Consider the following 25,668-nt stretch of genomic DNA (forward strand, 5'->3'; position numbering starts at 1 on the left):
CCGTGCGTCTGGCGCTGATCCACATCGTTCAGGAAACGAACGACTTCAATCCGCTGCTGACGACGCTCGCGGATTTCGAGGCGTTCGGCCTCGTCGAGGGCGAGGAGATCGCCCGGCAATTCGGCGAGATCGGCCAGATCGGCGGGCATTACGCGGCGGTGAAGGAAAGCGGGCTCGCGATCGAGACGATCCCGATCATCCGCGCCTGGGCCGTGGCGGGCGGGCGCATCTCGCGTGAGGCCTTCGATTTCTTCCAGGCGAAGATCCGGGCCGGGCTGGAGACGGTGGGACCGATCGACGGGCTCGTCCTGCATCTGCACGGCGCCTGCGCGGCCGAGGGCATCGACGATGTCGAGGGCGAGCAGGCCGAGCTTTGCCGCGAGATTCTGGGGCCGGACGTGCCGATCCTGCTCGGGCTCGATCACCACGCCAATATCACGCACAAGATCATGGCCAATTGCACGACGATCGTCGGCCATCGCACCCAGCCACATGACGTGTTCGATACGGGCAAGGTCGGCACCGAGGTGCTGCTGCGCATCCTCACCGAGAAGTGCAAGCCGGTGATGGCCTGGCGGAAGATCCCGCTGCTCTCGCATCAGGAGCAGTTCCTAACCTCGAAGGGGCCGATGAAGCTCTGGTTCGACCGGGCCCGCGCGATCGAGGCCGACCGGCGCGTGCTACAGGCTTCGAACTACCCGATGCAGCCCTGGCTCGATGTGGCCGAGGGCGGCTGGTCGACGATCGTGGTCACCGATGGCGACCGGTTGCTGGCCGAGAAGCTGGCGGACGAGCTCGCCGATCTCGCCTGGTCTATGCGCGACGATTTCCAGGTGCGCGAGGCGGTTTCCATCGACGACGCCGTGCGCAAGGCCGATGCGGCCGAGCGTGGCATGATCGTGATCAGCGATACCGGCGACACCGTCTTCGGCGGCGCGGCCGGGGACAGCAACCTGCTGCTGGAAGCGATGCTGCGGCTCGGCATCAGGAGCAAGGCGCTGATCCCGCTGATCTCGCCCAAGGCCGTCGCGACGCTGACCGCGGCGGGCGAGGGCGCCGAGGTGACGCTCCCGCTCGGGGGCGACGCGGCCACCGCCTTCTTCAAGCCGCTGACGGTGACGGGCAAGGTCCGCAAGCTCGGCGGCGGGTCGATCCCGCTCAGGTTCAACCATCAGCCGGAGGTCGATATGGGCCGGGTCGCGGTCTTCGATGTCGGGCCGGTGACGCTGCTGATCTCGGAACTGCGCGGCGTCGCGGGCAACGTGCCCGATGTCTACGAGGCCTTCGGCATCGACCTCTCCGACTACAAGATGGCGGTACTCAAGACGGCTTCGAACTTCCAGTATTTCGACCGCATCGCCTCCGGGCTCGTCCGTGCCGATACGCGCGGGCCGGGGCAGTCGGACGTATTCACCCTGCCGTGGCAGCGGATTCCGCGCCCGGTCTATCCGTTGGAGACAATAAGCGACTGGCGGGCGCATTCGTCCCAGCCGGGAGCGGGGAAAAGCTGAGACGAAACCAACACAACAAGAGGGAAAGCGATGACAAAGCTGTCGCGACGTCAATTCGGCATGGCCGGCCTTGCGCTGGCGGGCGTGTCCCTGGCGGGGGCCTTGCCGGCCTCGGCCCAGCAGCTCAAGGGCGGGAGGCTGCGCGTCGCCGTGCTGAGCGAGCTGGCGAACTACGATCCGCAGCAGCTCTCGACGGTGAATTTCCACGTCATCAAGAACCTCTATGACAGCCTGATCGAGTACACGCCGGAGGGGAAGCCGGAGCCGAGCCTGGCGACGGAGTGGAAGATCGCGCCCGACAAGACCTCGGTGACGCTGAAGCTGCGCAGCGGCGTGACCTTCCATAGTGGTACGCCGTTCAAGGCGGATTCCGTCCTGGCGACCCTGCAGAAGGGCGCCGATCCCAAGCGCGGCAAGAACGTCTTCGCGACCATGTCGATCGTCAAGGACTGGTCGGCGCCTGACGATTCCACGGTGACGATCAATTTCAAGGCGCCGGTGCCCGAGCGTCAGATGCTCGATCTCCTGCAGTTCCTGATCCCGATCGATCCCAAGGGAATCGACACGGTCGAGACCGTGCCGGCGGGCACCGGCCCCTTCACGCTGGTCAACCGGGCGGTGGGGCAGAGCCTGACGCTCAAGGCCAACCCGAAATACTGGCGCGACAAGCAGCCGATCGTGCAAGATCTCGTCTTCACGGTGTTCAGCGAGGACGCCTCGGCCAGCGCCGCGCTGGAATCGGGCGCGGTAGACATCGTCTATAACGGCTCCTCGCGCAGCGCGGTCCGGCTCAAGAATGCCGGGTTCCAGGTCTTCGCCGGGCCGGGGCCACTGGTGCAGGTCTTCCGCATCAACTCGACGCGCGGACCCTTCCGCAACAAGGCGTTCCGGCAGGCCTTCAACCATCTGATGGACCGGGCGAGCATCCTGCGGGTCGGCTATGCCGGCATGGGCAAGGTCGTGGCGCTGCCCTGGGCGCCGGCGAGCCCCGCCTATGACGAGAGCTACAATGCGACCTATGCCTATGATCTCGACAAGGCCAAGAAGCTGATCGCGGATTCCGGCCTTTCCGCCGACGAGACCAAGAACTGGAAGCTGCTGGTCAACGGCAGCGACGAATCCTCCGTCGCGATCAGCCAGATCGTGCAGGGCTCGCTGCAGAAGATCGGCATCCCCGTCGAGCTCGACATGCGGCAGGGCGCGGAATACGTCACCGCGCTGCTCGGCGGCGATTTCGCAGCGACCTTCGGTGCCGTCGGCAACGTCCAGAAATTCCCCTCGCGCGTCGCCACCAACTCGATCTACCGCACCTCGGGCAACCCCGTCCTGAAGGACCCGCATCCGCATCCCGACTATGTCGCAGCCATCGCCAGGGTCGATGCCACGTCCGGCGGGGCGGCCGAGGTCAAGGCGGCCTATGACAACCTCAACAAGGTGCTGGTCGCGGAGGCCTTCGGCATCCCCACCAATTCCTACGATGTCGGCCTGATCGTCGCCTCGGACAAGATCGGCGGCGTGACGCTCGATATCGACAATCTCTTCGTCGCCCGCACCATCGGCTTCAAATGACGCGGCCTGACGGCGCCGGGCGGCGCGAGCGCGGCGCCCGGCGATGACGGAGACATTTGCCCAGGTCAAAGGGTTGCTGCGTCGGCTGCTGGCCCGGCGGGGCGCGGCCCTGGGGCTCGGCTTTCTTGTGCTGGTCGCGCTCGCCGCGGCCTTCGCCGATCTGCTGCCCTTTGACCCTTTGCGGCAGAACGTGGCGGACTCGCTCCTGCCTCCATCCGCCGAATACTGGTTCGGCACGGACGAGCTCGGCCGCGACATCCTGGCGCGCGTCATCCATGGCGCGCGGACCTCGCTGCTGACGGCGGCCGGCGCGGTCGTGATCGCGGCGCTCATCGGCGTGCCGATCGGACTTGCCGCCGGCTTCTATGGCGACTGGCGCGATTCCCTGCTGATGCGTTGCATCGATGTGCTCTTGGCGCTGCCGAACATCCTGTTCGCGATGGCGCTGATCGCGGTTCTCGGCCGCAGCCAGGGGGCGGCGCTGATCGCGGTCGGCATCGCCGGCATACCCGGGTTCGCCCGCATCGCGCGGGCGCAGGTCATGGCCTTGCGCCAGCTCGATTTCGTCACGGCGGTGCGCGGCTTCGGCGGCAGCCCCGGCTACATCATGTTCCGGACGATCCTGCCCAACGCCTTGAGCCCGCTGGTGGTTCAGGCGATCGTGCTGGCCTCGATCGCGATCCTGCTGGAAGCGGCGCTCGCCTTCCTCGGGGTCGGCGTGCCGCCGCCGACGCCGAGCTGGGGCGAGATGCTGCGTACCGGCAAATCCTATCTCTACGAGGCGCCGACCTATGCGGTGCTGCCCGGCATCGTGCTGACGCTGACGATCCTCTCGCTCGACACGATCGGCCGGGCGCTGACCGCGATCCTCGACCGCGACGAGAGCGAGGCGGGCGGCGAGCCGATCGGGGGGCGGCGATGACGGGATATGTCCTGCGCCGCCTGTTTCAGATGCTGCCGGTGCTGCTGCTCGCCTCCTTCGCGATCTTCGCGATGATCTATGCCGTGCCGGGCGGGCCGGTCGCGGTGATCGTTGGCGAGAATGCCGGGCCTGAGGAGATCGCGGCCGCGATCCAGCGCTACGGGCTCGACCGCCCGATGGTGGTGCAATATGCCGACTGGCTCGGGCGGGCGGCGACGGGCGATTTCGGGCTCTCGCTGCATAGTCGCCAGCCGGTGCTGCAACTGATCGGCGAGCGCCTGCCGGCGACGCTGCAACTGGCGCTCGCCGCGATCTTCGTCGCGCTCGTCATCGGCATTCCCGTTGCGATCGCGAGCGCGGTCAAGCCGAATTCCTGGCTCGACCGGTTGCTCAGCGGCTGGAGCGCGCTGGCGCTGGGCGTGCCGACCTTCTGGCTCGGTATCCTCCTGATCCTGCTCTTCGCCGTGGAACTGCGCTGGCTGCCATCGGCCTCGCGCCATGTGCCATTCTGGGAGTCGCCTTTAGACACGCTGCGCAGTCTCGCGCTGCCGGCGATCACGCTCGGCACCTATGTCTCCGGCATCCTGGCGCGCTTCCTGCGGGCCTCGCTGATCGGTGAGGCGCGGGCCGACTATGTCCGCACCGCCCGCGCCAAGGGCGTCCCGGAGAACCGGATCGTCGGCTTCCACATCATGCGCAACGCGCTTCTGCCCTTCGTCACCATCGTCGGTTTGATGATGGCGAATTTCATCGGCGGGGCCGTGGTGACGGAGGCGGTCTTCACCTATCCGGGGCTCGGGCGCCTGCTGATCCAGGCGATCAGCACCCGCGACTACCCGCTGATTCAGGGCTGCATCCTGGTGATCCTGGTCGCCTATATGCTGATCAACCTCACGGTCGACATGCTCTATGCCTGGATCGACCCGCGGATCGAATACCGATGATTGCCGCTCTCGAGGATGCGCGCGTTTGTCGAAACGGTTCTCGACGGAACCTCCGCCGTCATTCCGGGGCGGTCCGCAGGATCGAGCCCGGAACCCATATTCCGTCATGGTCGGGCTTGTCCCGACCATCCACGTCTTCATGGGTCGAGCGCTGTGTTCAAGACGTGGATGCTCGCCACAAGGGCGAGCATGACGGAACCGGGGCGGCGACGGTGGCGGATGGGAAGGCCGGTCTGACCAAGCCTCCATGCGTTTCAGCGCAGGTCCGCGGTCGGGCGCGAGCCGAGATGGGTCGAGATGCCGGCCGCGACCTCGCGCAGGCGCGTCCCGACCTTGGCCGCCAGCGAGTGCGGCATCCGCATCAGCGGCGCGGAGACGCTGAGCGCCGCGACGGGATAGCCGTCATCGTCGAGGATCGGCACGCCGACGCACATGGCGCCGTCCTCGTTCTCGCCCATCTCGGTGGCGTAGCCGGTACGGGCGACCTGCCGGAGCTGCCGCTCGATCTCCTCGCGCTCGAGCAGGGTGCGGCCGGTGCGCTCGGTCAGCGGCAGGTCGAGCTGCCTTTGCCGCTCCGCATCCGGCAGGAAGGCGAGGATCGCCTTGCCGAGCGCGGTCGAATGCATCGGGTGGCTCTCGCCGATGCGGGCCTGCATCCTGAGCGAGCGATTGGCCTCGATAAGGTCGATATAGACGACGGTGCCGTTGCCCTTGACCGCGAGATTGACGGTCTCGTTGAACTCCTGCATCAGCTCGATCATGGCTGGGCGGGCGAGCTCGCGGACCTTGCTGACGCTGGCATCGGCGCGGGCGATGGCGCGCAATTGCGGCCCGATATTGTAGCGGTCGGTCGCGCGGTTGTGGTCGAGGAAACCGGCGGCGGTCAGCGTCTGGAGATAGCGGAAGGTCGTCGTCTTCGGGATCTTGAGCTCCTTGCTGACGGCGGTGAGCGCGATCTCATGGCCGTGGCGGGCGACCAGCTCCAGCACCTTCAGCGCCTTCATCACCGGCTGCACGACATAGGGGTTGTCGGTTGTCCTGGACATGGCGGCTCCGGTGGTCGCGCTCGTTCGACCGCCAGCATGGCCAACCCCTAATAATTCCGCAAGGCGAAACCCCTGTTCCTTTACGCGGAGTGGGCGCTCTGGTCTGGTCGGGACAACAGCAGGAGGCAACGCAGTGACAGGCAATGGCAGCCAGCAGGCGGGCGCTCTGCGCTTCGACGAATCCGCCCGGCAGATCGCGGCGAATGCGCGTTTCATCGCCGGCGGCGTGAACAGCAATTTCCGCTTGGGCATGCAGCCCGGCCCGCTCGTCTTCGAGCGCGGCGAGGGTGCCTATCTGATCGATGTCGATGGCAACCGGATCATCGACTACTACTGCGGCATGGGCGCGACCGTGCTCGGCCATACGCCGGCGCCCGTCATCGAGGCGGTGAAAAGGCAGGCCGAGAAGGGCATCCTCTTCGCGGGTCAGATGCCGGTCGAAGTGGAAGCTGCACAACTGATCTGCGAGCGCATTCCCTCGGCCGAGCGCCTGCGCTTCGGTTCATCGGGCTCGGAGGTGGCGCAAGCCGCTATGCGGCTGGCGCGCGCGGCCACCGGCAAGCGGACGATCGTCAAGTTCGAGGGGCATTATCACGGCTGGTTCGACAACATCCTGTGGTCGACGGCGCCGGGGCTGAATGCGGCAGGTCCCGAGGAGGCGCCGACGCCGGTGATCGGCAGCAAGGGCCAGGACCCGCAGGCCGGCGAGGGGCTCTCGATCCTCGGCTGGAACGATCTCGCGGCACTGGAGGCCCGGCTCGCGAGGGGCGATGTCGCCGCCGTGCTGATGGAGCCGGCGATGTGCAACCAGGGCGCCATCGCACCGGCGCCGGGCTATCTGGAAGGAGCGCTCGCGGCCTGCCGCAAGCATGGCGCGATCCTGATCTTCGACGAGGTCATCACCGGCTTCCGGCTCGGGCGCGGCGGCGCGCAGGAGCGCTTCGGCGTGACGCCGGACCTCACCCTCATGGCCAAGGCGATCGCCAACGGCTTCCCGGTCGCTGCGATCGCCGGGCGGGCGGACCTGCTCGACCTCTTCGCCGACGGCGTGCTGCATGGCGGCACCTTCAATGCCCAGCCGGTCGCGATGGCGGCACTCGTCGCCACCCAGAAGGCGCTGACGCCGGAGCATTATGAGCGCAGCTCCGCTCAGGGCCAGCGCCTGCAGGACGGTATCCGCACGATCCTCGCGGAGACCGGCATCAAGGCGCAGGTCGCCGGCTTCCCGCTGATGTTCCACGTCGCCTTCGGGCTCGATGCGCCGGCGCGGAACTACCGCGACGTCGCGCGCGCCGACAAGGCTGCCTATAGCCGTTTCGCGCATGAACTGTTGAAGCGCGGCGTGCGCGTGCTGGAGCGCGGCGCCTGGTTCGTGTCGTCGGAACATGATGCGTCGGTTGTGGATGCGACGCTTTCCGCGGTGCGGGATGCGGCGCGCGCGGTGGCGTAACGGTTCAGGCCTCTCCCTTTGTCGTTCCGGAGCGGGCGGCCGGTCCGAGCCGGAACCTTGAATACGACCTATCCGTCATGGTCGGGCTTGTCCCGACCATCCACGTCTTCTTTTATGCCATGCGGTGTTCAAGACGTGGATGCTCGCCACAAGGGCGAGCATGACGGCTGGAGTGGCGCGGCGGTTCGTTGCCATGCACTCCGCTCCTGCATGCAGCATACACGACGCCATTGACCGCGCCGCTCGCCGTACCGGATAGTTCGCCCCGAGAGGGAGCGAAGACCGATGCCGCAGCCGAGACCGTCCACCGCGCTTGCCGGGCTCAAGGTGCTGGACCTGACGCGGGTGCGGGCCGGGCCGACCTGCGTGCGCATCTTCGCCGATTTCGGGGCCGACGTGATCAAGGTCGAGAGCCCGCCGGGACTCGACCCCAACGAGAACATGAGCGGGCCGCGCCTCGGCTACGACATGCAGAACCTGCATCGCAACAAGCGCTCGCTCGCGCTGAACCTGAAGACGCCCGAGGGCAAGGCGATCCTGATGAAGCTCGTCGACGAGGCCGATCTCGTCGTCGAGAACTTCCGCCCGGATGTGAAGGAGCGGCTCGGGCTCGATTTCGAGACGCTGCATGCGCGCAATCCCCGCCTGATCCTGGTCTCGATCTCCGGCTTCGGCCAGTCCGGCCCCTACCGGACGCGTGCCGGCTTCGACCAGATCGCGCAGGGCATGGGCGGGATGATGTCGGTGACGGGGCTGCCGGGGCAGGGGCCGGTGAGGGCGGGAATCGCGCTCGCCGATTCCTCGGCCGGGCTCTATGGCGCGGTCGGGGCGCTGGTCGCGCTGCAGGAGCGGGCAGTCTCGGGGCGGGGGCAGTGGGTGCAGACCTCGCTGCTCGAAGCGCAGATCGCGATGATGGATTTCCAGGCCGCGCGCTATCTCGTCGAGGGTTCGGTGCCACCGCAGTCCGGCAACGACCATCCCTACCAGACGCCGATGGGCGTCTACCGGACGCGCGACGGCGCGATCAATCTCGGCGTCGGCGGCGAAGAGCAGTGGCGTTCGTTCTGCCGGGCGATCGGGCGACCGGACTGGGGCACGGATACGCGCTATGACAGCACGGAGAAGCGCTTCGCCCGCCGGCCGGAGCTGCGCGAACTGATCGAGGACATCTTCGCCGGGGCGGACAGCGCCGATTGGCTGGAAGCGATGGAGCGCAACAGCGTCCCGGCCGGGCCGATCTATGCGGTCGACGAGATGTTCGAGGACCCGCAGGTGCGCCATCTCGGCATCGCCAGGCCGGTGAACCATCCCGAGCTCGGCGGTATCCACCTGATCGGCCAGCCGGTGACGCTGTCGCGCACGCCGGCCGATGTCGCGACGCCGACGCCGGCGGCCGGGGCGCATAACGACGAGATCCTGGCCGGTCTCGGCTATGACGAAGCCGGGCTCGCGCGCTTGCGGGCCGATGGCGTGATCTGACGGAGAGCCTGCGTGAACGACGAAATCCTGTATGCGGTCGAGGGCGGGGTCGGCACGATCACGCTCAACCGGCCCCAGGCGCGTAATGCGCTGACCTTCGCCATGTACGAGCGCATCGCCGAGATCTGCCGCGACCCGGCGGCTCATGGCGATCCGCGTGTCATCGTCATGACCGGGGCCGGCGACAAGGCTTTCGCGGCCGGCACCGATATCGCGCAGTTCCGCTCCTTCTCGAGCGCTGAGGACGCGCTGGCCTATGAGGAGCGGATCGAAGTCGTGATCGGCACGATCGAGCGTTGCCCGGTGCCGACGCTCGCCGCGATCTCCGGCGCCTTCACCGGCGGCGGGGCCGCGATCGGGCTCGCCTGCGATCTACGCATCGCGACCACGAGCGCGCGCTTCGGCTTCCCGATCGCGCGCACGCTCGGCAACTGCCTGTCGATGGAGAATTACGGGCGGCTCTACGCCATTCTCGGCCCGGCGCGGGTCAAGGACATCGTCTTCACCGCTCGGCTCGTCGAGGCGGAGGAGGGCGCGCGGATCGGGCTCTATAACGAGCTGGTGCCGGACCATGAAGCGCTGATGCGGCGCGCCCGCGAACTGGCGCAGATCATCGCCGGCCATGCGCCGTTGACGATGCGCGCGACCAAGGAAGCGATGCGCCGCCTGACGGCCGCGACCGCTTCTGGGATCGACGGCCATGACCTCGTGACGCTCTGCTATACCAGCGCCGATTTCCGCGAGGGCATGGAAGCATTCCTCGGCAAGCGGACACCGAACTGGCAGGGGCGGTAAGGGGCGCCTGTTTGCCGGTGGTTGCGGGCTTGGCCCAGGATCCATACCCAGCCGTCATTCTCGGACGCAGCGAAGCGGAGATCCGAGAATCTCCGGCCGGAAGAGGCGCTGGGTGCCCTTTTCGGCCTGAGATGCTCGGGTCAAGCCCGAGCATGACGGCCTCCATGGCTGCCCGATAGCGCCTCTCAGCCCTGCTTACCCAACTGCCCGAGTTCGTGCAGCAGGGCTGCGCCGGTGCGCAGGCCGCTATAGAAGCAGTCCAGCGTCATGTTCTCGTTGGGGGCGTGGTTGGCCTCGTCGTGATTGGCGTAGGGCGTCACGAAGGCGGGAATGCCGAGGATCTTGGTGAAGACGTAGTTCGGCAGGCTGCCGAACCCGGCCGGGATCAGCAGGGGCTCCTCGCCCTGCGCCGCCACGAAGGCGCGCCGCAACGGCGCGGTATAGGGCGAGGCGATCGCGGTCTTTGAGGGCTGCATGCCCTTTTCCTCGGCGACGAACTCGACCTCGGGCGCGTGCTTTTCGACATGAGCCCGGACCTTGCGCAGGATGTCCTCCGGGTCCTGCGCCTCGACGAGGCGGATATCGCATTTCACCAACGCTTCGTTCGGCAGCACGGTCTTGGTGCCCGGCCCGCCATAGCCGCCATGGAAGCCGTTGATCGTCAGCGTCGGCCGGAAGCAGAGACGCTCGTAGAAGGGCCGGTCGGCCGGCGCGTCGAGGCGAGTGAGGCCGAGCCCCTTCTTGAAGGCCTCGATGTCGAGCGGCAGGCGTTCGACCGCTTCCAGGTCCTCCGCATTCGGCGGCTCGATGGCATCGTGCAGCCCGTCGATGGTGATCTCCCCCTCGGGGTTCTTCATCGTGGCGAGGAGATGGACCAGCGTCCAGATCGGGTTCGGCACGACGCCGCCGAAATTGCCGGAATGGACGTCGCGGCTGGCATGGCGGCAGCGCAGGTCGAAGGAGACGACGCCGCGCGAGCCGAACTTGATGGTGGGCGCGCCACTGGCATGGCGCGGGCCGTCGGCGGTGACGGCGAGGTCGGCCTTGAGCAGATGCGGGTTGGCACGGACGAAGCCGGCGATGTTCGGGCTGCCGATCTCTTCCTCGCCCTCGAGCACGAGGATGACGTTGCAGGGCAGTTCGCCATGGACCTTGAGATGAGATTCGATCGCGAGGATCTGGGCGAAGTGCTGGCCCTTGTTGTCGCCGACGCCGCGCGCATAGAGGCGTCCGTCGCGGATCGTCGGCTCGAACGGGGGCGACACCCACTTATCGAGCGGGTCCGGCGGCTGCACGTCGTAATGGCCGTAGAGCAGCACGGTCGGCTTGCCCGGCGCCTTCTCCCTGCGCGCGACGACGACCGGGTGGCCCTCGGTCGGGACGAGACTGGTTTCGAGGCCGATCTCCGTGAGCATGTCGACGAGCAGCAGGCCGACCTCGGCGATGCCGATATTCTCGGCGCTGATGCTGGGATGGCGCAGATAGGCGACGAGGCGGTCGAGGAAGGCGCTGCGATTGGTCTCGATATGGTCGAAGACCGCGGCGAGTGCGTCTGAGGAAGCCATAGACAATGCCTGACTGGAGAGGAATCCGTGCCGACCGCCGAGCGGGGGCGCAAGCGGCGGCCGAGCGGCTGTCGCGGGCAGCCTAGACGCGGGGTCTGCGGCGCTCAAGCGCGGGCCGGGCTGTCGCGGCGACTGGCAGCCTTGCGATTTTCGCTGGTCGGATTATCGCTTGTATTGTTCTTTTTTTGTTCTATCATTGGATATGCAGCTCGTTCTCGACCTCGACGGTGAGCGGGAGTTTCAGCCGCGAGAAGTCCACCGCCCACCCCGCTATTTCTTCGCGCTCCTTCCGGATATCGAAGCGAAGCAGCGAATCCATAAGCTTGCCGGTGAGTTGAACGCGCGGCTTCGCGCCTCGAACCGGCTGCGCGGGCCGGACAAGTATCATGTGACCTTGCGTGGAATTGCTGTGCCCGACGGCTCGTTCGGGCAGAGCATCGCGATGGCACGCACGGTCGCCGACGCGATTCGGAGGACGTCCTTCGCCGTCATGTTCGATCAGGCCGCAAGCTTCGGAAAGCCGCCGAAATACGCATTCTCCCTGACGACACGGGCGGATTTGCCTGCTGCCAACAGTTTGTCTGCCACGCTGCTTGATGACTTGCGGCATGCCGGCCTCAAGGTCGATGGATCAAGCTTCCAGCCGCATGTCACGCTGTTCTACGACCGGAGACGTCGGGAGCCGATCGATCTGCCCGAGCTGCGCTGGCAGGTGCGCGCGTTCGTGCTGATCGAGAGCATCGATAACAGGAAATACGTCATCCTGGGCTCCTGGCCGCTCGGCTGAACTCCATGCAGCCGTGCAAGGCCGCTTTGCGGCGATCGGGATGCTGCGCCGTTGCTTTGGGCGCGGTCGGCTCTATCGTTTCCGGCCGAAGCCCATCCGATTCAGACGGAGCCTGTCATGGCCGATTTGTCCGCTTTCCCGATCACCAGGCGCTGGCCGGCAGCGCATCCCGACCGTATCCAGCTCTATTCGCTGCCGACGCCCAACGGCGTGAAGGTCTCGATCGCGCTGGAGGAGCTGGAACTGCCCTACGAGCCGCATGCCATCGATATCGGCAAGAACGAGACCTGGGGGCCGGAATTCCTGTCGCTGAACCCCAACGGCAAGATCCCGGCGATCATCGACCCCAACGGCCCGGACGGAAAGCCGTTCGGCCTTTGGGAATCCGGCGCGATCCTGCTCTATCTCGCCGAGAAGACCGGCAAGCTCCTGCCGAAGGACCCTGCCGCCCGCTACGAGACCATCCAGTGGGTGTTCTTCCAGATGGCGGCGATCGGCCCGATGTTCGGCCAGCTCGGCTTCTTCCACAAATTCGCCGGCCGCGAATACGAGGACAAGCGTCCGCGCGACCGCTACGCCAATGAGAGCAAGCGCCTGCTCGGCGTGCTCGAGGACCGGCTGGCGAGCCGCACCTGGATCATGGGCGACGACTACAGCATCGCCGATATCGCGATCCTCGGCTGGGTGCGCAATCTCGTCGGATTCTACGGCGCGGGCGAACTCGTCGACTATGCCAAGCTGACCCATGTGCCGATCTGGCTGGAGCGCTGCCTGTCGCGCCCGGCCGTGCAGCGCGGCCTCGACAGCCCGAAGCGCCCGGCCTGAGGTTTGATTTAGAACGTCAGCCCTCGTCCTGAGGAGGCCCGAAGGGCCGTCTCGAAGGGCGTTCCAGGTGTCTCCGGAGTCTCCTGGAACATCCTTCGAGACGCCATTCCCAAGCGGAATGGCTCCTCAGGATGAGGGCTCGATATACTTTCAATGAGATTGAGGGGCGCTCAAGCGTGGCCAAGACGATCTACGGCATCAAGAACTGCGACACGATGAAGAAGGCGCGGGCCTGGCTCGACGGCCATGGCGTCGCCGTCGCGTTCCATGACTACAAGGCGAGCGGGGTCGACAAGGCGTCGCTTGAGCGTTGGGTCAAGGAGCACGGCTGGGAGACGGTGCTTAACCGCGCCGGCACGACCTTCCGCGCGCTGCCGGATGCCGAGAAGCAGGGGCTCGATGCCGAGAAGGCGATCGCGCTGATGCTGGCGCAGCCCTCGATGATCAAGCGTCCGGTGCTCGATCTGGGCCAGGGCAGGACGATCGTCGGCTTCAAGCCGGAGATTTACGCGGCCGCGGTATCGAGGAGTTGAGGCTCGCTAAGGAACGCGCGGACAGCGCGGGGAACCCTCTCCCGGAGGGAGACGGCAGGGTGAGGGGGAGTCTGTTGGACGTTTTGGCCGTGACCTGACCGTTGCTGCTATGGCGGCAGCGCTTCACTGGCCCAGGGACCTACACCTCACCCCTGACCCTCTCGCCCATCTCGGGCTTGCCCGAGATGGGCGTCGTATAGTGTCGAAGTCGGCAACAGCCGGCTTCGATGCAGGAGAGGGGTTCCCCGCGGTTCAAGACGGCATCCGGTTGTGGAGAGTTCGGTTCGCTCATGACGGCGAGGAACGGCCATCCGGCGCGCGGGTCACTTCCCTAAACCCGCGCGCTGCTCTACCTCGCAGGCCATGACCGTCGAGCCCCAAGTCCTGCAGCCGCAAACCGCTGCCACACCCGAATTCACCTTCAAGGTCGCGGCCCGCGACGGCGCGGCGCGCACCGGCGCGATCAGCATGCCGCGCGGCGTCATCCGCACGCCGGCCTTCATGCCGGTCGGCACCGCCGCGACCGTGAAGGGTATGTACCCCGAGCAGGTGAGGGCGCTCGGCGCCGATGTCGTGCTCGGCAACACCTATCACCTGATGCTGCGGCCTGGCGCCGAGCGCGTCGCGCGGCTCGGCGGCCTGCATCAATTCATGAACTGGCCGCACCCGATCCTGACGGACTCGGGCGGCTTCCAGGTGATGTCGCTGTCGCAGCTCCGCAAGCTGACCGAGGAGGGTGTGACCTTCCGCTCGCATATCGACGGCTCGAAACATGTGCTCACCCCCGAGCGCTCGGTCGAGATCCAGAACCTGCTCGGCTCCGACATCGTGATGCAGCTCGACGAATGCGTGGCGCTGCCCTGCGAGGAGAAGGTCGCGGAGAAGGCGATGCGGCTGTCGCTGCGCTGGGCCGAGCGCTGCAAGGCGGCGTTCGGCGATCATCCGGGCCGGGCGCTGTTCGGCATCGTGCAGGGCGGGGACGTGCCGCATCTGCGCGTCGAGAGCGCACGCGAGCTCGCGGCGATGGACCTCAAGGGCTATGCGGTCGGCGGGCTTGCGGTCGGCGAACCGCAGGACGTCATGCTGGCGATGATCGAGACGGTCGAGCCGCATCTGCCGCAGGAGAAGCTGCGCTACCTGATGGGCGTCGGCACGCCCGACGACATCGTGAAATCGGTGGCGCGCGGCATCGACATGTTCGATTGCGTGATGCCGACGCGGGCCGGCCGCCACGGCCAGATCTTCACCCGCTTCGGCCGGATGAACCTGAAGAACGCCAAGCATGCGGAAGACCCGCGCCCGATCGACGCGCAATCCTCCTGCCCGGCCGCGAATAGCTGGTCGCGCGCCTATCTGCACCATCTCGTCAAGGCCGAGGAGATGCTCGGCAAGATGCTGCTGACCTGGGTGAACCTCGCCTATTACCAGGACCTGATGGCCGGCCTGCGCGCCGCGATCGCCGCCGGGCGGCTCGACGATTTCATCGCCGAGACCCGCGAAGGCTGGGACAGGGGCGAGCCGGCTTGAACACGGGCCTCGCCCTGCTGCCTTTCAAGATGGCGCTCGCGGCCTGCGTGGTCGTGAGCTGCTCGATGCTGGCCGAGCGGGCCGGGCCCTTGATGGCGGCGATGATCGCCACCTTGCCGATCTCGCTCGGGCCGGTGCTCGTCTTCCTCGCGCTCGACCATGGCCCCGACTTCATCGCGGGCGCCGCGCTCGGCACGATGAACGCCAATGCGACCCATGCCAGCTTCGTGCTGAGCTATGTGCTGCTCGCGCAGCGCCATGGCGTGCTGGTCTCCCTCGGTGGAGCGCTGGCAATCTGGACGGTTCTGCTGCTGGTCCTGCGCAGCATGGCGCTGACGGTGTTCCCGCTCACGGTGCTGACGGTGCTCGCCCTGTTCGTCGTGCACCTGCTCGTGCGGCCCTATCTCAAGGTGCGCGCCAAGCCTCCGGCCGGGATTTCGCGCCATGCCATTCCCATCCGCGCGGCCTGCGTCGCGGCGCTGGTCGGCATCGTGACCGGGCTCAGCGAGCGTGTCGGCCCGCAATGGTCCGGCATCCTTGCCGGCCTGCCGATCATCCTGTCGAGCCTGATCGTCATCCTGCATATGCGAGCCGGCGGCCGGGCGGCTGCTGCCGTCATCGGCAGCAGCGCGCTCGGCCTGCTCGGGGCCGGGCTTGGGCTGGCAGCGGTGCATGTCGCCGCGGTGCCCTGGGGCTCATGGGCTGCGCTGGGGCTGGGCCTTGTCATTGCCGTCGGCTGGAACCTGATCCTGCTGGGCCTGGCGCGTCGGTCGGCGCCATGAGGCCACGAACAGCCCGCCGATGATCAGCACGATCCCGACAAGCTGGAGCGAGGAGGGGATCTCGCCGAGCGCGGGAATCGCGAGCAGCGTGCCGGTGACCGGGATCAGCGGGGGAAAGCGCCCGACCACGGACGGTCCGAGCACATGGGCGGCCCAGCCCCAGACCCAGAGACCGACGATGACGTTGAGCACGCCCTGATTGAAACCGTGAAGCGCCAGCACCCACCAGGGCGCGACGTCGAAGCCGCGGAAATAGAACAGGAAATAGATCGGCAGATAGACCAGCGAGAGCACCGAGACGATCGCCGTCGCCTTCAGGCCGTCGACCTGCCAGCGCTGGATCATCAGGGGGTAGAAGCCCCAGAGCAGGCCGACGCCTAGGAAGCAGAGATCGCCGCGCAGCGTCATGGCGTTCGCGCCCGCGCTGCCGGCGATACCGAGGCAGATCAGGCCGGCGAGCACCCCCGCGACGCCGATCATGAGCCGCCCGGTCAGGGCGGCGCCGAACATCACGACCGAGCCGATGATGCCGATCAGCGTCACCGTGCCCGGCCCGATGGTGGCGCCATGGGCGGCTGGCGCCATCGTCAGGCCGGTCAGCATCAGATAGGTCATCGGGACGCCGCTGCTCAGTGTCAGCCAGAGGCCGCGCCCCCAGCCGACGCCGCCGCAGGTGGCCAGTCCCGGCCGCAGGAAGATCGGCAGGAGCAGAAGGCCGGCGATGGCGAAGCGGAGCGCCATCAGGTCATGCTGGGTCAGCCCGTTCAGGACGGCATGGCGGCTGATGACGAAATTCGAACCGTAGATCAGCACGGCCAACAGCATGCCGAGCGCGGCGAGGCGCTTGCGGCGGCGCACCCGCGTATCGGTCTCGAGCATCGCAGCGGGGGTGATCTGGTCCATCATCCTTCTCTAACGCCGCATCGGCGGGCCGGTTACGGGCCGGCGCGCATGGCGCCCGCGCGTGCGGCGGCAGACCGTATTTGCGCCCTGTTTCGGCCCCGCTGGCGCCCAGAGGCCACGGCTTCCTTGCGATGCAACAGGCAAGGGGCGCAGCGATGCGGAGCGCAACCGATGCAGACAGATTCTGAATTTCCCGCGCCGGCCGCGATGGCGGCGCGGCTGGGCGGCGATCTCCTGCTCTCGCTGGGTGTCGCGGCGGCGACGGCCCTGCTCGTGACGGTGCCGGCGCTGATGTCCGATGCCGCGCCCGATCGTGCCAAAGCGCCGGCCCTGACCTTGCTGCGCGACGGCAAACTCACGGATAGGCTGGCGGAGTTCGCAGCAGGCGGCGAGGAGGGGGTCCCGGAGGAGCGCCTGCTGACGCCGGCCGCTTTGGCGATGCCGATGTCGCTTGCCTGGCCCGAGCAGGGTGAGTGGGCGCCGCCGCGCACGATCGCGCAGGCGAAGGCGCCGGTACCAGCCGTAGCCAGCGCGATTGCGCTGCCGCCGCGTCGCCTGGCGGTGCTGTCCGAGAGAAAGGGCCACGGGCCGGCCGCGCCGCTGGTGATCCTGCCTCCGGCGGCCATGGCCGGCGCGGATACGGCGCCGGCGGCCGACGCCTCAAGCGGCGGGGCTGCCGATTCATCCCTGCGGCAGTATGTCGTCGCGCCGGCGATGAAGGTCGTCGACGCGGTGTCCGGCGCGGCCGGAAGCGTGCAGGCGGCAGGATCATGGACCCTGACGCAGGCTAACGGCCTGCTGCCGCGCTGGTGAACGCGGCAGCCTGAGCCGGTCGATCAGGCCAGAGCCTTCAGCGCGTTGCGGCCGGCATAGACGGCTTGCGCGCCGAGCTCTTCCTCGATGCGCAGCAGCTGGTTGTACTTCGCGGTCCGGTCCGAACGGGCGAGCGAGCCGGTCTTGATCTGCCCGCAATTCGTGGCGACGGCGAGGTCGGCGATGGTCGAATCCTCGGTCTCGCCCGAGCGGTGCGACATCACGGCGGTGTAGCCGGCGCGCTGCGCCATCTCGACGGCGGCGAGCGTCTCGGTCAGCGAGCCGATCTGGTTGACCTTGACCAGGATCGAATTCGCCGTCTTCGACCTGATGCCCTGCGACAGGCGCGTGACGTTGGTGACGAAGAGGTCGTCGCCGACGAGCTGGCACTTGCTGCCTACGAGATCGGTCAGCGCCTTCCAGCCGTCCCAGTCATCCTCGGCCATGCCGTCCTCGATCGAGACGATCGGATAGTTGCCGACGAGCTTGGCGAGATACTTGGCCTGGGCCTTGGGGTCGCGCGTCTTGCGCTCGCCCTCGTAGACATAGGAACCGTCCTTGAAGAACTCGGTCGCGGCGCAGTCGAGCGCCAGCGCGACGTCCTGCCCGGGCTTGTAGCCGGCGGTCTCGATCGCCTGCATGACGAAGTCGAGCGCGGCCTCGGCCGACTTGATGTTCGGGGCGAAGCCGCCCTCGTCGCCGACATTGGTGTTGTGGCCGGCGTCGTGCAGCTTCTTCTTCAGGGTGTGGAAGATCTCCGCGCCCATGCGCAGACCTTCGGCGAAGGAGGTCGCGCCGATCGGCATCACCATGAATTCCTGGAAGTCGATCGGGTTGTCGGCATGGGCGCCGCCATTGACGATGTTCATCATCGGCACGGGCAGGATCCGGGCCGAGGTGCCGCCGACATAGCGGTAGAGCGGCAGGCCGGAGGCTTCGGCCGCGGCCTTGGCGACGGCGAGCGAAACGCCGAGGATGGCATTGGCGCCGAGCTTCGACTTGTTGGGGGTGCCGTCGAGTTCGATCATCACCTGGTCGATCGCGGTCTGGTCCTCGGCGTCCATGGCGACGATCGCCTCGGCGATGGAAACGTTGACCGCCTCGACGGCCTTGAGCACGCCTTTGCCGAGATAGCGCGACTTGTCGCCGTCGCGCAGTTCCACCGCCTCATGCGCGCCGGTCGAGGCGCCGGAGGGAACAGCGGCGCGGCCCATCGAGCCGTCCTCCAGCACGACATCGACCTCGACCGTCGGATTGCCGCGGGAATCGAGGATCTGGCGTCCGATGATGTCGATGATCGCGGTCATGGCAGGCTCCGGGAGAGGCGGGGCGGGATGGATAGGGCGCTTCTAGCCAAGAGCCTGCCGCGGGGAAAGCCTCAATCGGCGCCTGCGTGGCGCGGAGCTTGCGGATTACCGGGGGACCCAGACGCTTCGTCCCATCGGGAAACGATCATGTTCCAGACCATGCCTGACCGCCGCCGGCCTTCACTCTCCTCTGTCCTGTTCTGGTCCGGTTTGACCGTCCTGTGGTGGACGGGGCTCTGCCTCTTCGCGGGGCGGCCGGTCTGGTTCTGGTAAATCCCGTTCCTCCTCGGGCAGGCCGAGATAGCCGCCGAGCAGGAAGCCGGCCTGGAGGGCAAAGAGGTATCCGATCCAGACGAGGACGACGAACAGGCCAAGCTCGCCGCGGATGATCCATGTCGGAAAGGCGACGAGCGTGACCGCGGCACTTGCAAGAAGGATTGCCGGATAGCCGTGCGAGAGGCCGATCAGAAGGCCGATCAGGAACAGGATGCCGGCAATGATCATATAGTACGGTCTAGGCTTCCGATTTCACGAAATCGAAGTAGAGCGTGCAGGCATATCGCGCAAATAAGCGTGTGGAAGATCCAGAAATATTTAATAAATCAGTCGATTTTATTACATAAAACTTGACTGCTTTAAGGGATGCTCAGTCGACGAACGGCGAGGCAAGGCTGTGGTTTCGCGCGCCGGCTATCGTGCCAGCCTGCATTATGGCGTCGGAGGCTGCGGCGCGGCAGGCGACAGTTCCCATATCCGCTGGAGATGCTCTAGAACCCGCCCAAATCCAGGAGCATCCCATGACCATCGACGCCTCGACCTTGCAGCTCGGCCAGAGCAGCGCCTTGCCCGCCTCGCCGGAGGAGGCGCGGCTCGACCGCGTGCCCAATCCGCATGTCGGCACGAATTATCTCGCCCGCTTCACCTGCCCGGAATTCACCTCGATCTGTCCGGTCACCGGCCAGCCGGATTTCGGCATCCTCGTCATCGACTATCTGCCCGGGCAATGGCTGGTCGAATCGAAGTCGCTGAAGCTCTATCTCGGCTCGTTCCGCAACCACGGCGCCTTCCACGAGGATTGCACGGTCTCGATCGGCAAGACGCTGGTCAACCTGCTGGAACCGGAATGGTTCCGCATCGGCGGTTACTGGTATCCGCGCGGCGGCATCCCGATCGACGTGTTCTGGCAGACCGGCGAGCCGCCCAAGGGCCTCTGGCTGCCCGACCAGGGCGTCGCGCCCTATCGCGGGCGCTGAGCCTCCGCCGCGCCGAGCATCGGCAGGATGCGCGGCGCGGCAAAGCCGAGCAAACCAATGCCGGCGGCGAAGAGGGCGATCGCGCCGGTCGTGCCGAGCAGCGCGAGCGCCGTGCCCATCAAGACCGGGCCGAGCGCATGGCCCGCGAACAGCGAGCAGGCGAAGAGCGAGACCGCCGAGCCGCGGGCGCCGGGCGCCAGTTCGGTGGCCTGCGCCTGGAACGTGCCGTGCATCAGGAAGAAGCCGAAGCCGTTGACCACGAAGAACGGTATGGCGCTCCACCACGGCAGGAAGGGCAGCGCGAACAGCCCATAGCCGATCGCCATCAGGACGCCGCCGACGATCGGCATGCGGGTGGGGCCGATCCGATCGACCAGGATGCGGGTCGTGAGACCGTAGATCAGCCCGCCGATGCCCGTTCCCGCGATGACCAGCCCGGCGAGCGAGGGGCCGATTCCGGCGCGCTCCTGCAGGATGGCGGCGACGAAGGGCGGCATCCCGAAGATGAGGCTGCCCTCGGTGATCACCAGCGCATAGAGAAGCTTCGAGCGCGGGTTGGAGAAGACAGCCGCGTAGCTGGCGATCGCTCCGCCCAGGGTCGGGCGCCGCCGCACCGCACCGGCGCGTGGCCGCATCGTCAGGGTGAGCATCAGGAAGGCGATCGCGGCGATGCCGCCCGCCATCAGGAAGACGCCGCGCCAGCCGAGATATTCGGCGATCACGCCGGAACAGGCGGCGCCCGCCATCTGGCCGAAGATCATGATGACGGTGAAGCGGCCGAGCGTGACCTGGCGCTGCGCCATGGTCGCGCGATCGCCGATCGCCGCCATCGCGATCGGGATGATCCCGCCGGCGACGATGCCGCTGGCGGCGCGGAGCGCGAGCAGTGCCTCGAAATTCGGGGCGAAGGAGCAGGCGACCGACAGCAAGACCAGCAGGACAAGGCAACTGCCGATCGTGCGAATCTTGCCGATCGCGTCGGCGATCGGGCCGAGGATCGGCTGGCCGAAGGCATATGAGAACGAGAACGCCGTCGCCATCACCGCGACCTGTGCGATCGAACGGCTGAAATGAGCGGCGAGCGTCGGCACCAGCGGATCGATGAGCCGCATGGTGAAGGTCGAGGCGAAGCCGCAGGTCCCGAGGACGAGGACGAGCGTTCCCAGCGATGTCGCCGAAGAATCTGCCTGCGGAACGGGCTCAGACATAAGCGACGGCCGCCGGGGCGGTCCGCGACTTGGCCAAGCGGTCGAAGCCCTGCAATTCGGCGATCAGCGCCTTGAACTCGGCGAGCGGCACCATGTTGGGGCCGTCGGAGGGCGCCTTGTCCGGGTCGGGATGGGTCTCGATGAAGAGACCGGCGACGCCGACTGCGACCGCCGCCCGCGACAGGACGGGTACGAACTCGCGCTGCCCGCCGGTGGAGGCGCCCTTGCCGCCGGGCTGCTGTACGGAATGGGTGGCGTCGAAGATCACGGGCGCGCCGATCTCGGCCATGGTCGGCAGGGCACGCATGTCGGAGACCAGCGTGTTGTAGCCGAAGGAGGCGCCGCGCTCGGTCAGTATCACGTTCGGATTGCCGCTCTCGGTGACCTTGGCGGCGACATTGACCATGTCCCAGGGCGCGAGAAACTGGCCCTTCTTGACGTTGACGACGCGCCCGGTCTTCGCGGCCGCGACGAGCAGGTCGGTCTGGCGGCAGAGGAAGGCCGGGATCTGGAGGATGTCGACCACTTCGGCGACCGGCGCGCACTGGTCGGCTTCATGCACGTCGGTCACGACCGGCAGACCGGTGCGTTCGCGAATCTCGGCATAGACGGGCAGCCCGGCCTTCATTCCCATGCCGCGGGCGCCCTTGACGCTGGTACGGTTGGCCTTGTCGAAGGAGGCCTTGAAGACGAGGCCGACATCCAGCTCCGCCGCGATCTCCTTGAGCGCGAGCGCGCATTCCAGCGCATGGTCGCGGCTTTCCATCTGGCAGGGGCCGGCGATCAGGGCGAGCGGCAGGGCATTGCCGAAGCGCACGGGTCGGGCGAGATCCTCGCCGATGGTCACGATGGCGTTAGGAGTCATGGCGGCGTCCTTGTCCAGCGGGCTGCCGGGTGCTTGCCGGGCTTATGTCGAGTTGAGCCCGGCCGGGTCAAGTCGGGGTAGCCCTGCGGAGCGCTTATCGGCCATGCTCGCCGCGAACGGGCTGGCGAAGCGGAGGCGAGGTCTGTAAATTCGCAGGCGAAGCACTATCTCGGAAGTCGATGCAGGATCGGATGTGGATACGGCGCGGACGGGAATGATGCAGTCAGGCCAGCACAGGACCAGGCGGGCAGGGCGTCCGGCGCGCGCCGGCGAGGGGCTCGTCATGGCCGATCGCCCCAAGCGTGGCCAGCCGCCGAACGACGGTGGCGGGCGTGACGGCAACGGCCGCGAGGGCAGCGGCACCGCCGTCCTGACCCGCACGCGGACGCGCAAGCCCAATCTCTATCGCGTCCTGCTGCTCAACGACGACTACACGCCGATGGAGTTCGTCGTTCACGTTCTGGAGCGGTTCTTCAACAAGGACCGCGCCGAAGCCACGCAGATCATGATGCATGTGCATCAGAACGGCGTCGGCGAATGCGGCGTCTTTACCTACGAAGTCGCCGAGACCAAGGTTACGCTCGTCATGGATCTGGCGCGCAAGCACATGCATCCGCTGCAATGCGTGATGGAGAAGAAGTAGCCTTCGGTTGATCATACGTACCCGAAACAGATAGGAGCGCGCCCCTTGCCGAGTTTCTCGCGCAGTCTCGAACAGGCGCTTCACCGGGCTCTGGCTCTGGCCAACGAGCGCCGTCACGAATACGCCACCCTTGAACATCTCCTGCTCGCGCTGGTCGACGACCAGGACGCGGCCGCGGTGATGCGCGCCTGCAGCGTCGATCTCGACCTGCTCAGGCGCAATCTCGTCGACTATATCGACGCGGAGCTGACCAATCTCGTCACCGACGGGCGTGACGATTCCAAGCCGACCGCCGGCTTTCAGCGCGTCATCCAGCGCGCGGTGATCCATGTCCAGTCCTCGGGCCGCGAGGAGGTGACCGGCGCCAATGTGCTCGTCGCGATGTTCGCCGAGCGCGAGAGCCACGCCGCCTATTTCCTGCAGGAGCAGGACATGACCCGCTACGACGCGGTCAACTATATCAGCCACGGCATCGCCAAGCGCCCCGGCGCCAGCGAGAGCCGGCCCGTCCGCGGCGCCGAGGAGGAGGGCGAGCCGCAGCGCGAGCAGCGCTCCGAGCAGGGCCAGGCCGAGGACAAGGACAAGAAGAAGAAGGAAAGCGCGCTCGACGCCTATTGCGTCAACCTCAACCGCAAGGCGAGGGACGGGCGCATCGATCCGCTGATCGGCCGCGAGGCCGAGGTGCAGCGCACGATCCAGATCCTGTGCCGCCGGCAGAAGAACAATCCGCTGCTGGTCGGCGATCCCGGCGTCGGCAAGACCGCGATCGCCGAGGGCCTGGCCCTCAAGATCACCCGCGGCGAGGTGCCGGAGGTGCTGGAGGACGCGACCGTCTTCTCGCTCGACATGGGCACGCTGCTCGCCGGCACGCGCTATCGCGGCGATTTCGAGGAACGCCTCAAGCAGGTGATGAAGGAGATCGAGCAGCACCCGAAGGCGATCATGTTCATCGACGAGATCCACACGGTGATCGGCGCCGGTGCGACCTCGGGCGGCGCGATGGACGCCTCGAACCTGCTCAAGCCGGCGCTGGCCTCGGGCTCGCTGCGCTGCATCGGCTCGACCACCTACAAGGAATACCGCCAGTATTTCGAGAAGGACCGGGCGCTGGTGCGCCGCTTCCAGAAGATCGACGTCAACGAGCCGTCGGTGCCGGACACGATCGAGATCCTGAAGGGGCTGAAGCCCTATTTCGAGGAGTTCCACAAGCTGCGCTACACCAATGACGCCATCAAGGCGGCGGTGGAGCTCTCGGCGCGCTACATCCATGACCGCAAGCTGCCGGACAAGGCGATCGACGTGATCGACGAGACCGGCGCCTCGCAGATGCTGGTGACCGAATCCAAGCGCAAGAAGACGATCGGCGTGAAGGAGATCGAGGCAGCGATCGCGACCATGGCGCGCATTCCGGCCAAGACCGTCTCCAAGGACGATGCCGAGGTGCTGCGCAATCTCGAGACGACGCTGAAGCGTACCGTCTACGGGCAGGAGAAGGCGATCGAGGCCCTGTCCTCCTCGATCAAGCTCGCCCGCGCCGGCCTGCGCGACGGCGAGAAGCCGATCGGCTGCTATCTCTTCGCCGGCCCGACCGGCGTCGGCAAGACCGAGGTCGCGCGCCAGCTCGCCTCCTCGCTGGGCGTCGAGCTGATCCGCTTCGACATGTCGGAATATATGGAGCGCCACACCGTCTCGCGGTTGATCGGCGCGCCTCCGGGCTATGTCGGCTTCGATCAGGGCGGGCTCCTGACCGACCAGATCGACCAGCATCCGCACAGCGTGCTGCTGCTCGACGAGATCGAGAAGGCCCATCCGGACCTGTTCAACATCCTCCTGCAGGTGATGGACCACGGCAAGCTGACCGACAATAACGGCAAGCAGGTCGATTTCAGGAACATCATCCTGATCATGACGACCAATGCCGGCGCCGCCGACATGGCCCGCAACGCCTATGGCTTCACCCGGACCAAGCGCGAGGGCGACGATACGGAGGCGATCAACAAGCTGTTCGCGCCGGAATTCCGCAACCGGCTCGATTCGGTCATCTCCTTCGGCCATCTGCCGAAGACGGTGGTTGCGCGTGTCGTCGACAAGTTCGTGCTCCAGCTCGAAGCGCAGCTCGCCGACCGCAACGTCACGATCGAGCTCTCGGAAGAGGCGCGCGACTGGCTGGTCGAGAACGGTTATGACGAGGCGATGGGCGCCCGCCCGATGGCCCGCCTGATCCAACAGACGATCAAGACCCCGCTCGCCGACGAGGTGCTGTTCGGGCGCCTGAAGAATGGTGGCGCGGTCAAGGTCGTCGTCGTCCAGTCCGAGACCGGTATCAAGGTGCTCGGCCTCGAATTCCCGGACGGGCCGGCGAAGCCCAAGCCGGAGAAGGACGTCGCGGCGGCGACCGCCAAGCGGGTGCCGAAGCCGCGTGCGAAAGCTGCGGCTACCGGCAAAACGAGCAAGACTCCGCCGCGGCGAGCGCCTAAAGGTGGCGGCACTCCCGATGGGACGGGTGGCGGTGCTCCGAAGGCCTCGGCCAAGGGCGTGCGCACCGTGCCGAAGGTTCCGCTGACGAAGGCCTGAGACCGTGTTGTTCAAGCGAAAGACCGCGAGCCTCGCCGCCGAGAGCGGCGAGGTGCTTGAGGAGGCACCGGCGGCGCCCGCGGCACCGGCGCGCCCGAAGAAGGAAAAGCTCGGCTGGTTCGAGAAGCGCGACCGCCGCCGCCGCCGCCGCAAGATCTTCGAGGAGGTGCTGGGCTGGATCCTGGTGCCGGCCTTCATCTACCTGATCTATCTCGGCGTGCAGGCCGTCGGCGGCATTCCCAAGGAATTGATCGACTTCGCCAACGAACTCATCGCGATCGCGATGAAGGGCGGCAAGGGCTGACGGGGGCGGTCGCCGGTTCAAGGGCATGCCGTCTTCCGATGAAAACGCGGGTCATCCCGGACA

The 25,668-nt window shown here is 67.0% G+C and carries 24 protein-coding genes; 17 read left to right on the forward strand and 7 right to left on the reverse strand.

Annotated elements, in window-relative coordinates; genetic code table 11:
* The first annotated feature begins 2 nt into the window (after nucleotides 1-2).
* Genes OCUBac02_RS12330 through OCUBac02_RS12345 form a run of 4 tightly spaced genes read left to right on the forward strand, consistent with a single transcriptional unit; the run spans nucleotide 3 to nucleotide 4,946 of the window.
* A complete protein-coding gene (locus OCUBac02_RS12330; protein WP_244638900.1) occupies nucleotides 3-1,511 on the forward strand; it encodes a M81 family metallopeptidase in 1,509 nt (502 codons plus the stop codon).
* A gap of 30 nt (nucleotides 1,512-1,541) precedes the next feature.
* The gene (locus OCUBac02_RS12335) at nucleotides 1,542-3,080 is read left to right on the forward strand and encodes an ABC transporter substrate-binding protein (protein WP_244638901.1); all 1,539 of its coding nucleotides are present in this window, start codon (nucleotides 1,542-1,544) and stop codon (nucleotides 3,078-3,080) included.
* Between the two features lie 43 nt (nucleotides 3,081-3,123).
* A complete protein-coding gene (locus tag OCUBac02_RS12340) occupies nucleotides 3,124-4,002 on the forward strand; it encodes an ABC transporter permease (RefSeq protein WP_173045933.1) in 879 nt (292 codons plus the stop codon).
* Nucleotides 3,999-4,946 carry an ABC transporter permease gene (locus OCUBac02_RS12345; protein WP_173045935.1) on the forward strand — a complete coding sequence of 316 codons (948 nt, stop codon included), beginning with the start codon at nucleotides 3,999-4,001 and terminating at the stop codon, nucleotides 4,944-4,946. The genes OCUBac02_RS12340 and OCUBac02_RS12345 overlap by 4 nt, the downstream gene beginning before the upstream one ends.
* A 254-nt stretch (nucleotides 4,947-5,200) precedes the next feature.
* Here OCUBac02_RS12345 and OCUBac02_RS12350 read toward each other — a convergent pair whose 3' ends face one another.
* The gene (locus OCUBac02_RS12350) at nucleotides 5,201-5,992 is read right to left on the reverse strand and encodes an IclR family transcriptional regulator (RefSeq protein WP_173045937.1); all 792 of its coding nucleotides are present in this window, start codon (nucleotides 5,990-5,992) and stop codon (nucleotides 5,201-5,203) included.
* Nucleotides 5,993-6,125: 133 nt separating this feature from the next.
* Between OCUBac02_RS12350 and OCUBac02_RS12355 the strand changes: the two genes are divergently transcribed.
* The 3 genes from OCUBac02_RS12355 to OCUBac02_RS12365 all read left to right on the forward strand — a co-directional run bounded on the left by OCUBac02_RS12355 (nucleotide 6,126) and on the right by OCUBac02_RS12365 (nucleotide 9,716).
* The gene (locus OCUBac02_RS12355; RefSeq protein WP_244638904.1) at nucleotides 6,126-7,442 is read left to right on the forward strand and encodes an aspartate aminotransferase family protein; all 1,317 of its coding nucleotides are present in this window, start codon (nucleotides 6,126-6,128) and stop codon (nucleotides 7,440-7,442) included.
* 285 nt (nucleotides 7,443-7,727) lie between these two features.
* Nucleotides 7,728-8,921 carry a CaiB/BaiF CoA transferase family protein gene (locus OCUBac02_RS12360; protein WP_173045941.1) on the forward strand — a complete coding sequence of 398 codons (1,194 nt, stop codon included), beginning with the start codon at nucleotides 7,728-7,730 and terminating at the stop codon, nucleotides 8,919-8,921.
* 12 nt (nucleotides 8,922-8,933) lie between these two features.
* Nucleotides 8,934-9,716 (forward strand): enoyl-CoA hydratase/isomerase family protein, encoded by a 783-nt coding sequence (locus tag OCUBac02_RS12365; RefSeq protein WP_173045943.1) that lies wholly within the window; start codon nucleotides 8,934-8,936, stop codon nucleotides 9,714-9,716.
* 185 nt (nucleotides 9,717-9,901) lie between these two features.
* Here OCUBac02_RS12365 and OCUBac02_RS12370 read toward each other — a convergent pair whose 3' ends face one another.
* Nucleotides 9,902-11,281 carry a M20/M25/M40 family metallo-hydrolase gene (locus OCUBac02_RS12370; protein WP_173045945.1) on the reverse strand — a complete coding sequence of 460 codons (1,380 nt, stop codon included), beginning with the start codon at nucleotides 11,279-11,281 and terminating at the stop codon, nucleotides 9,902-9,904.
* A 202-nt stretch (nucleotides 11,282-11,483) separates the two neighbouring features.
* On the opposite strand from OCUBac02_RS12370, the gene OCUBac02_RS12375 reads away from it, so the two are divergent.
* The 5 genes from OCUBac02_RS12375 (at nucleotide 11,484) to OCUBac02_RS12395 (ending at nucleotide 15,735) form a co-directional block, all read left to right on the forward strand.
* A complete protein-coding gene (locus OCUBac02_RS12375; protein WP_173045947.1) occupies nucleotides 11,484-12,068 on the forward strand; it encodes a 2'-5' RNA ligase family protein in 585 nt (194 codons plus the stop codon).
* Between the two features lie 117 nt (nucleotides 12,069-12,185).
* Nucleotides 12,186-12,893, forward strand: a complete 708-nt coding sequence (locus OCUBac02_RS12380; protein ID WP_173045949.1) for a glutathione S-transferase N-terminal domain-containing protein — start codon at nucleotides 12,186-12,188, stop codon at nucleotides 12,891-12,893.
* A gap of 176 nt (nucleotides 12,894-13,069) precedes the next feature.
* Nucleotides 13,070-13,426: an ArsC family reductase gene (locus tag OCUBac02_RS12385; RefSeq protein WP_173045951.1), complete on the forward strand. Its 357-nt coding sequence runs from the start codon at nucleotides 13,070-13,072 to the stop codon at nucleotides 13,424-13,426.
* Nucleotides 13,427-13,789: 363 nt separating this feature from the next.
* Nucleotides 13,790-14,953, forward strand: a complete 1,164-nt coding sequence (tgt, locus tag OCUBac02_RS12390) for a tRNA guanosine(34) transglycosylase Tgt (RefSeq protein WP_173045952.1) — start codon at nucleotides 13,790-13,792, stop codon at nucleotides 14,951-14,953.
* The gene (locus tag OCUBac02_RS12395; RefSeq protein ID WP_173045954.1) at nucleotides 14,950-15,735 is read left to right on the forward strand and encodes a hypothetical protein; all 786 of its coding nucleotides are present in this window, start codon (nucleotides 14,950-14,952) and stop codon (nucleotides 15,733-15,735) included. Before tgt ends, OCUBac02_RS12395 begins: the two co-directional genes overlap by 4 nt.
* Here the strand turns inward: OCUBac02_RS12395 and OCUBac02_RS12400 are convergent.
* On the reverse strand, nucleotides 15,649-16,638 hold the full coding sequence (locus OCUBac02_RS12400; protein WP_173045956.1) for a DMT family transporter: 990 nt from the start codon (nucleotides 16,636-16,638) through the stop codon (nucleotides 15,649-15,651). The genes OCUBac02_RS12395 and OCUBac02_RS12400 overlap by 87 nt on opposite strands.
* 171 nt (nucleotides 16,639-16,809) lie before the next feature.
* Here OCUBac02_RS12400 and OCUBac02_RS12405 point away from each other — a divergent pair, with 171 nt between their 5' ends.
* Nucleotides 16,810-17,451, forward strand: coding sequence for a hypothetical protein (locus OCUBac02_RS12405; protein ID WP_173045958.1), 642 nt, complete (start codon nucleotides 16,810-16,812; stop codon nucleotides 17,449-17,451).
* A 23-nt stretch (nucleotides 17,452-17,474) separates the two neighbouring features.
* On the opposite strand, the gene eno is transcribed toward OCUBac02_RS12405, so the two are convergent.
* Both eno and OCUBac02_RS12415 read right to left on the reverse strand, forming a co-directional pair.
* Nucleotides 17,475-18,758: a phosphopyruvate hydratase gene (gene eno / locus OCUBac02_RS12410; protein ID WP_173045960.1), complete on the reverse strand. Its 1,284-nt coding sequence runs from the start codon at nucleotides 18,756-18,758 to the stop codon at nucleotides 17,475-17,477.
* A 180-nt stretch (nucleotides 18,759-18,938) separates the two neighbouring features.
* Nucleotides 18,939-19,262 carry a hypothetical protein gene (locus OCUBac02_RS12415; protein ID WP_173045962.1) on the reverse strand — a complete coding sequence of 108 codons (324 nt, stop codon included), beginning with the start codon at nucleotides 19,260-19,262 and terminating at the stop codon, nucleotides 18,939-18,941.
* Between the two features lie 293 nt (nucleotides 19,263-19,555).
* Between OCUBac02_RS12415 and queF the strand changes: the two genes are divergently transcribed.
* Entirely contained in the window at nucleotides 19,556-20,011 is a 456-nt protein-coding gene (queF, locus tag OCUBac02_RS12420; RefSeq protein ID WP_173045964.1) for a preQ(1) synthase, read from the forward strand.
* Here the strand turns inward: queF and OCUBac02_RS12425 are convergent.
* The gene (locus tag OCUBac02_RS12425; protein ID WP_173045966.1) at nucleotides 19,996-21,219 is read right to left on the reverse strand and encodes an MFS transporter; all 1,224 of its coding nucleotides are present in this window, start codon (nucleotides 21,217-21,219) and stop codon (nucleotides 19,996-19,998) included. The two genes, queF and OCUBac02_RS12425, sit on opposite strands and share 16 nt — an antisense overlap.
* The gene (gene kdsA, locus OCUBac02_RS12430; RefSeq protein WP_173045968.1) at nucleotides 21,212-22,084 is read right to left on the reverse strand and encodes a 3-deoxy-8-phosphooctulonate synthase; all 873 of its coding nucleotides are present in this window, start codon (nucleotides 22,082-22,084) and stop codon (nucleotides 21,212-21,214) included. The genes OCUBac02_RS12425 and kdsA overlap by 8 nt, the downstream gene beginning before the upstream one ends.
* A 283-nt stretch (nucleotides 22,085-22,367) precedes the next feature.
* Between kdsA and clpS the strand changes: the two genes are divergently transcribed.
* Genes clpS through OCUBac02_RS12445 form a run of 3 tightly spaced genes read left to right on the forward strand, consistent with a single transcriptional unit; the run spans nucleotide 22,368 to nucleotide 25,605 of the window.
* Entirely contained in the window at nucleotides 22,368-22,727 is a 360-nt protein-coding gene (clpS, locus tag OCUBac02_RS12435; protein ID WP_173045970.1) for an ATP-dependent Clp protease adapter ClpS, read from the forward strand.
* A gap of 45 nt (nucleotides 22,728-22,772) precedes the next feature.
* Complete coding sequence (clpA, locus tag OCUBac02_RS12440; protein WP_173045972.1) at nucleotides 22,773-25,301, forward strand: ATP-dependent Clp protease ATP-binding subunit ClpA; 2,529 nt, start codon at nucleotides 22,773-22,775, stop codon at nucleotides 25,299-25,301.
* Between the two features lie 7 nt (nucleotides 25,302-25,308).
* Nucleotides 25,309-25,605 carry a hypothetical protein gene (locus OCUBac02_RS12445; RefSeq protein ID WP_173045974.1) on the forward strand — a complete coding sequence of 99 codons (297 nt, stop codon included), beginning with the start codon at nucleotides 25,309-25,311 and terminating at the stop codon, nucleotides 25,603-25,605.
* Nucleotides 25,606-25,668: the final 63 nt, after the last annotated feature.

This window comes from Bosea sp. ANAM02, assembly GCF_011764485.1.
Taxonomy (GTDB): domain Bacteria; phylum Pseudomonadota; class Alphaproteobacteria; order Rhizobiales; family Beijerinckiaceae; genus Allobosea.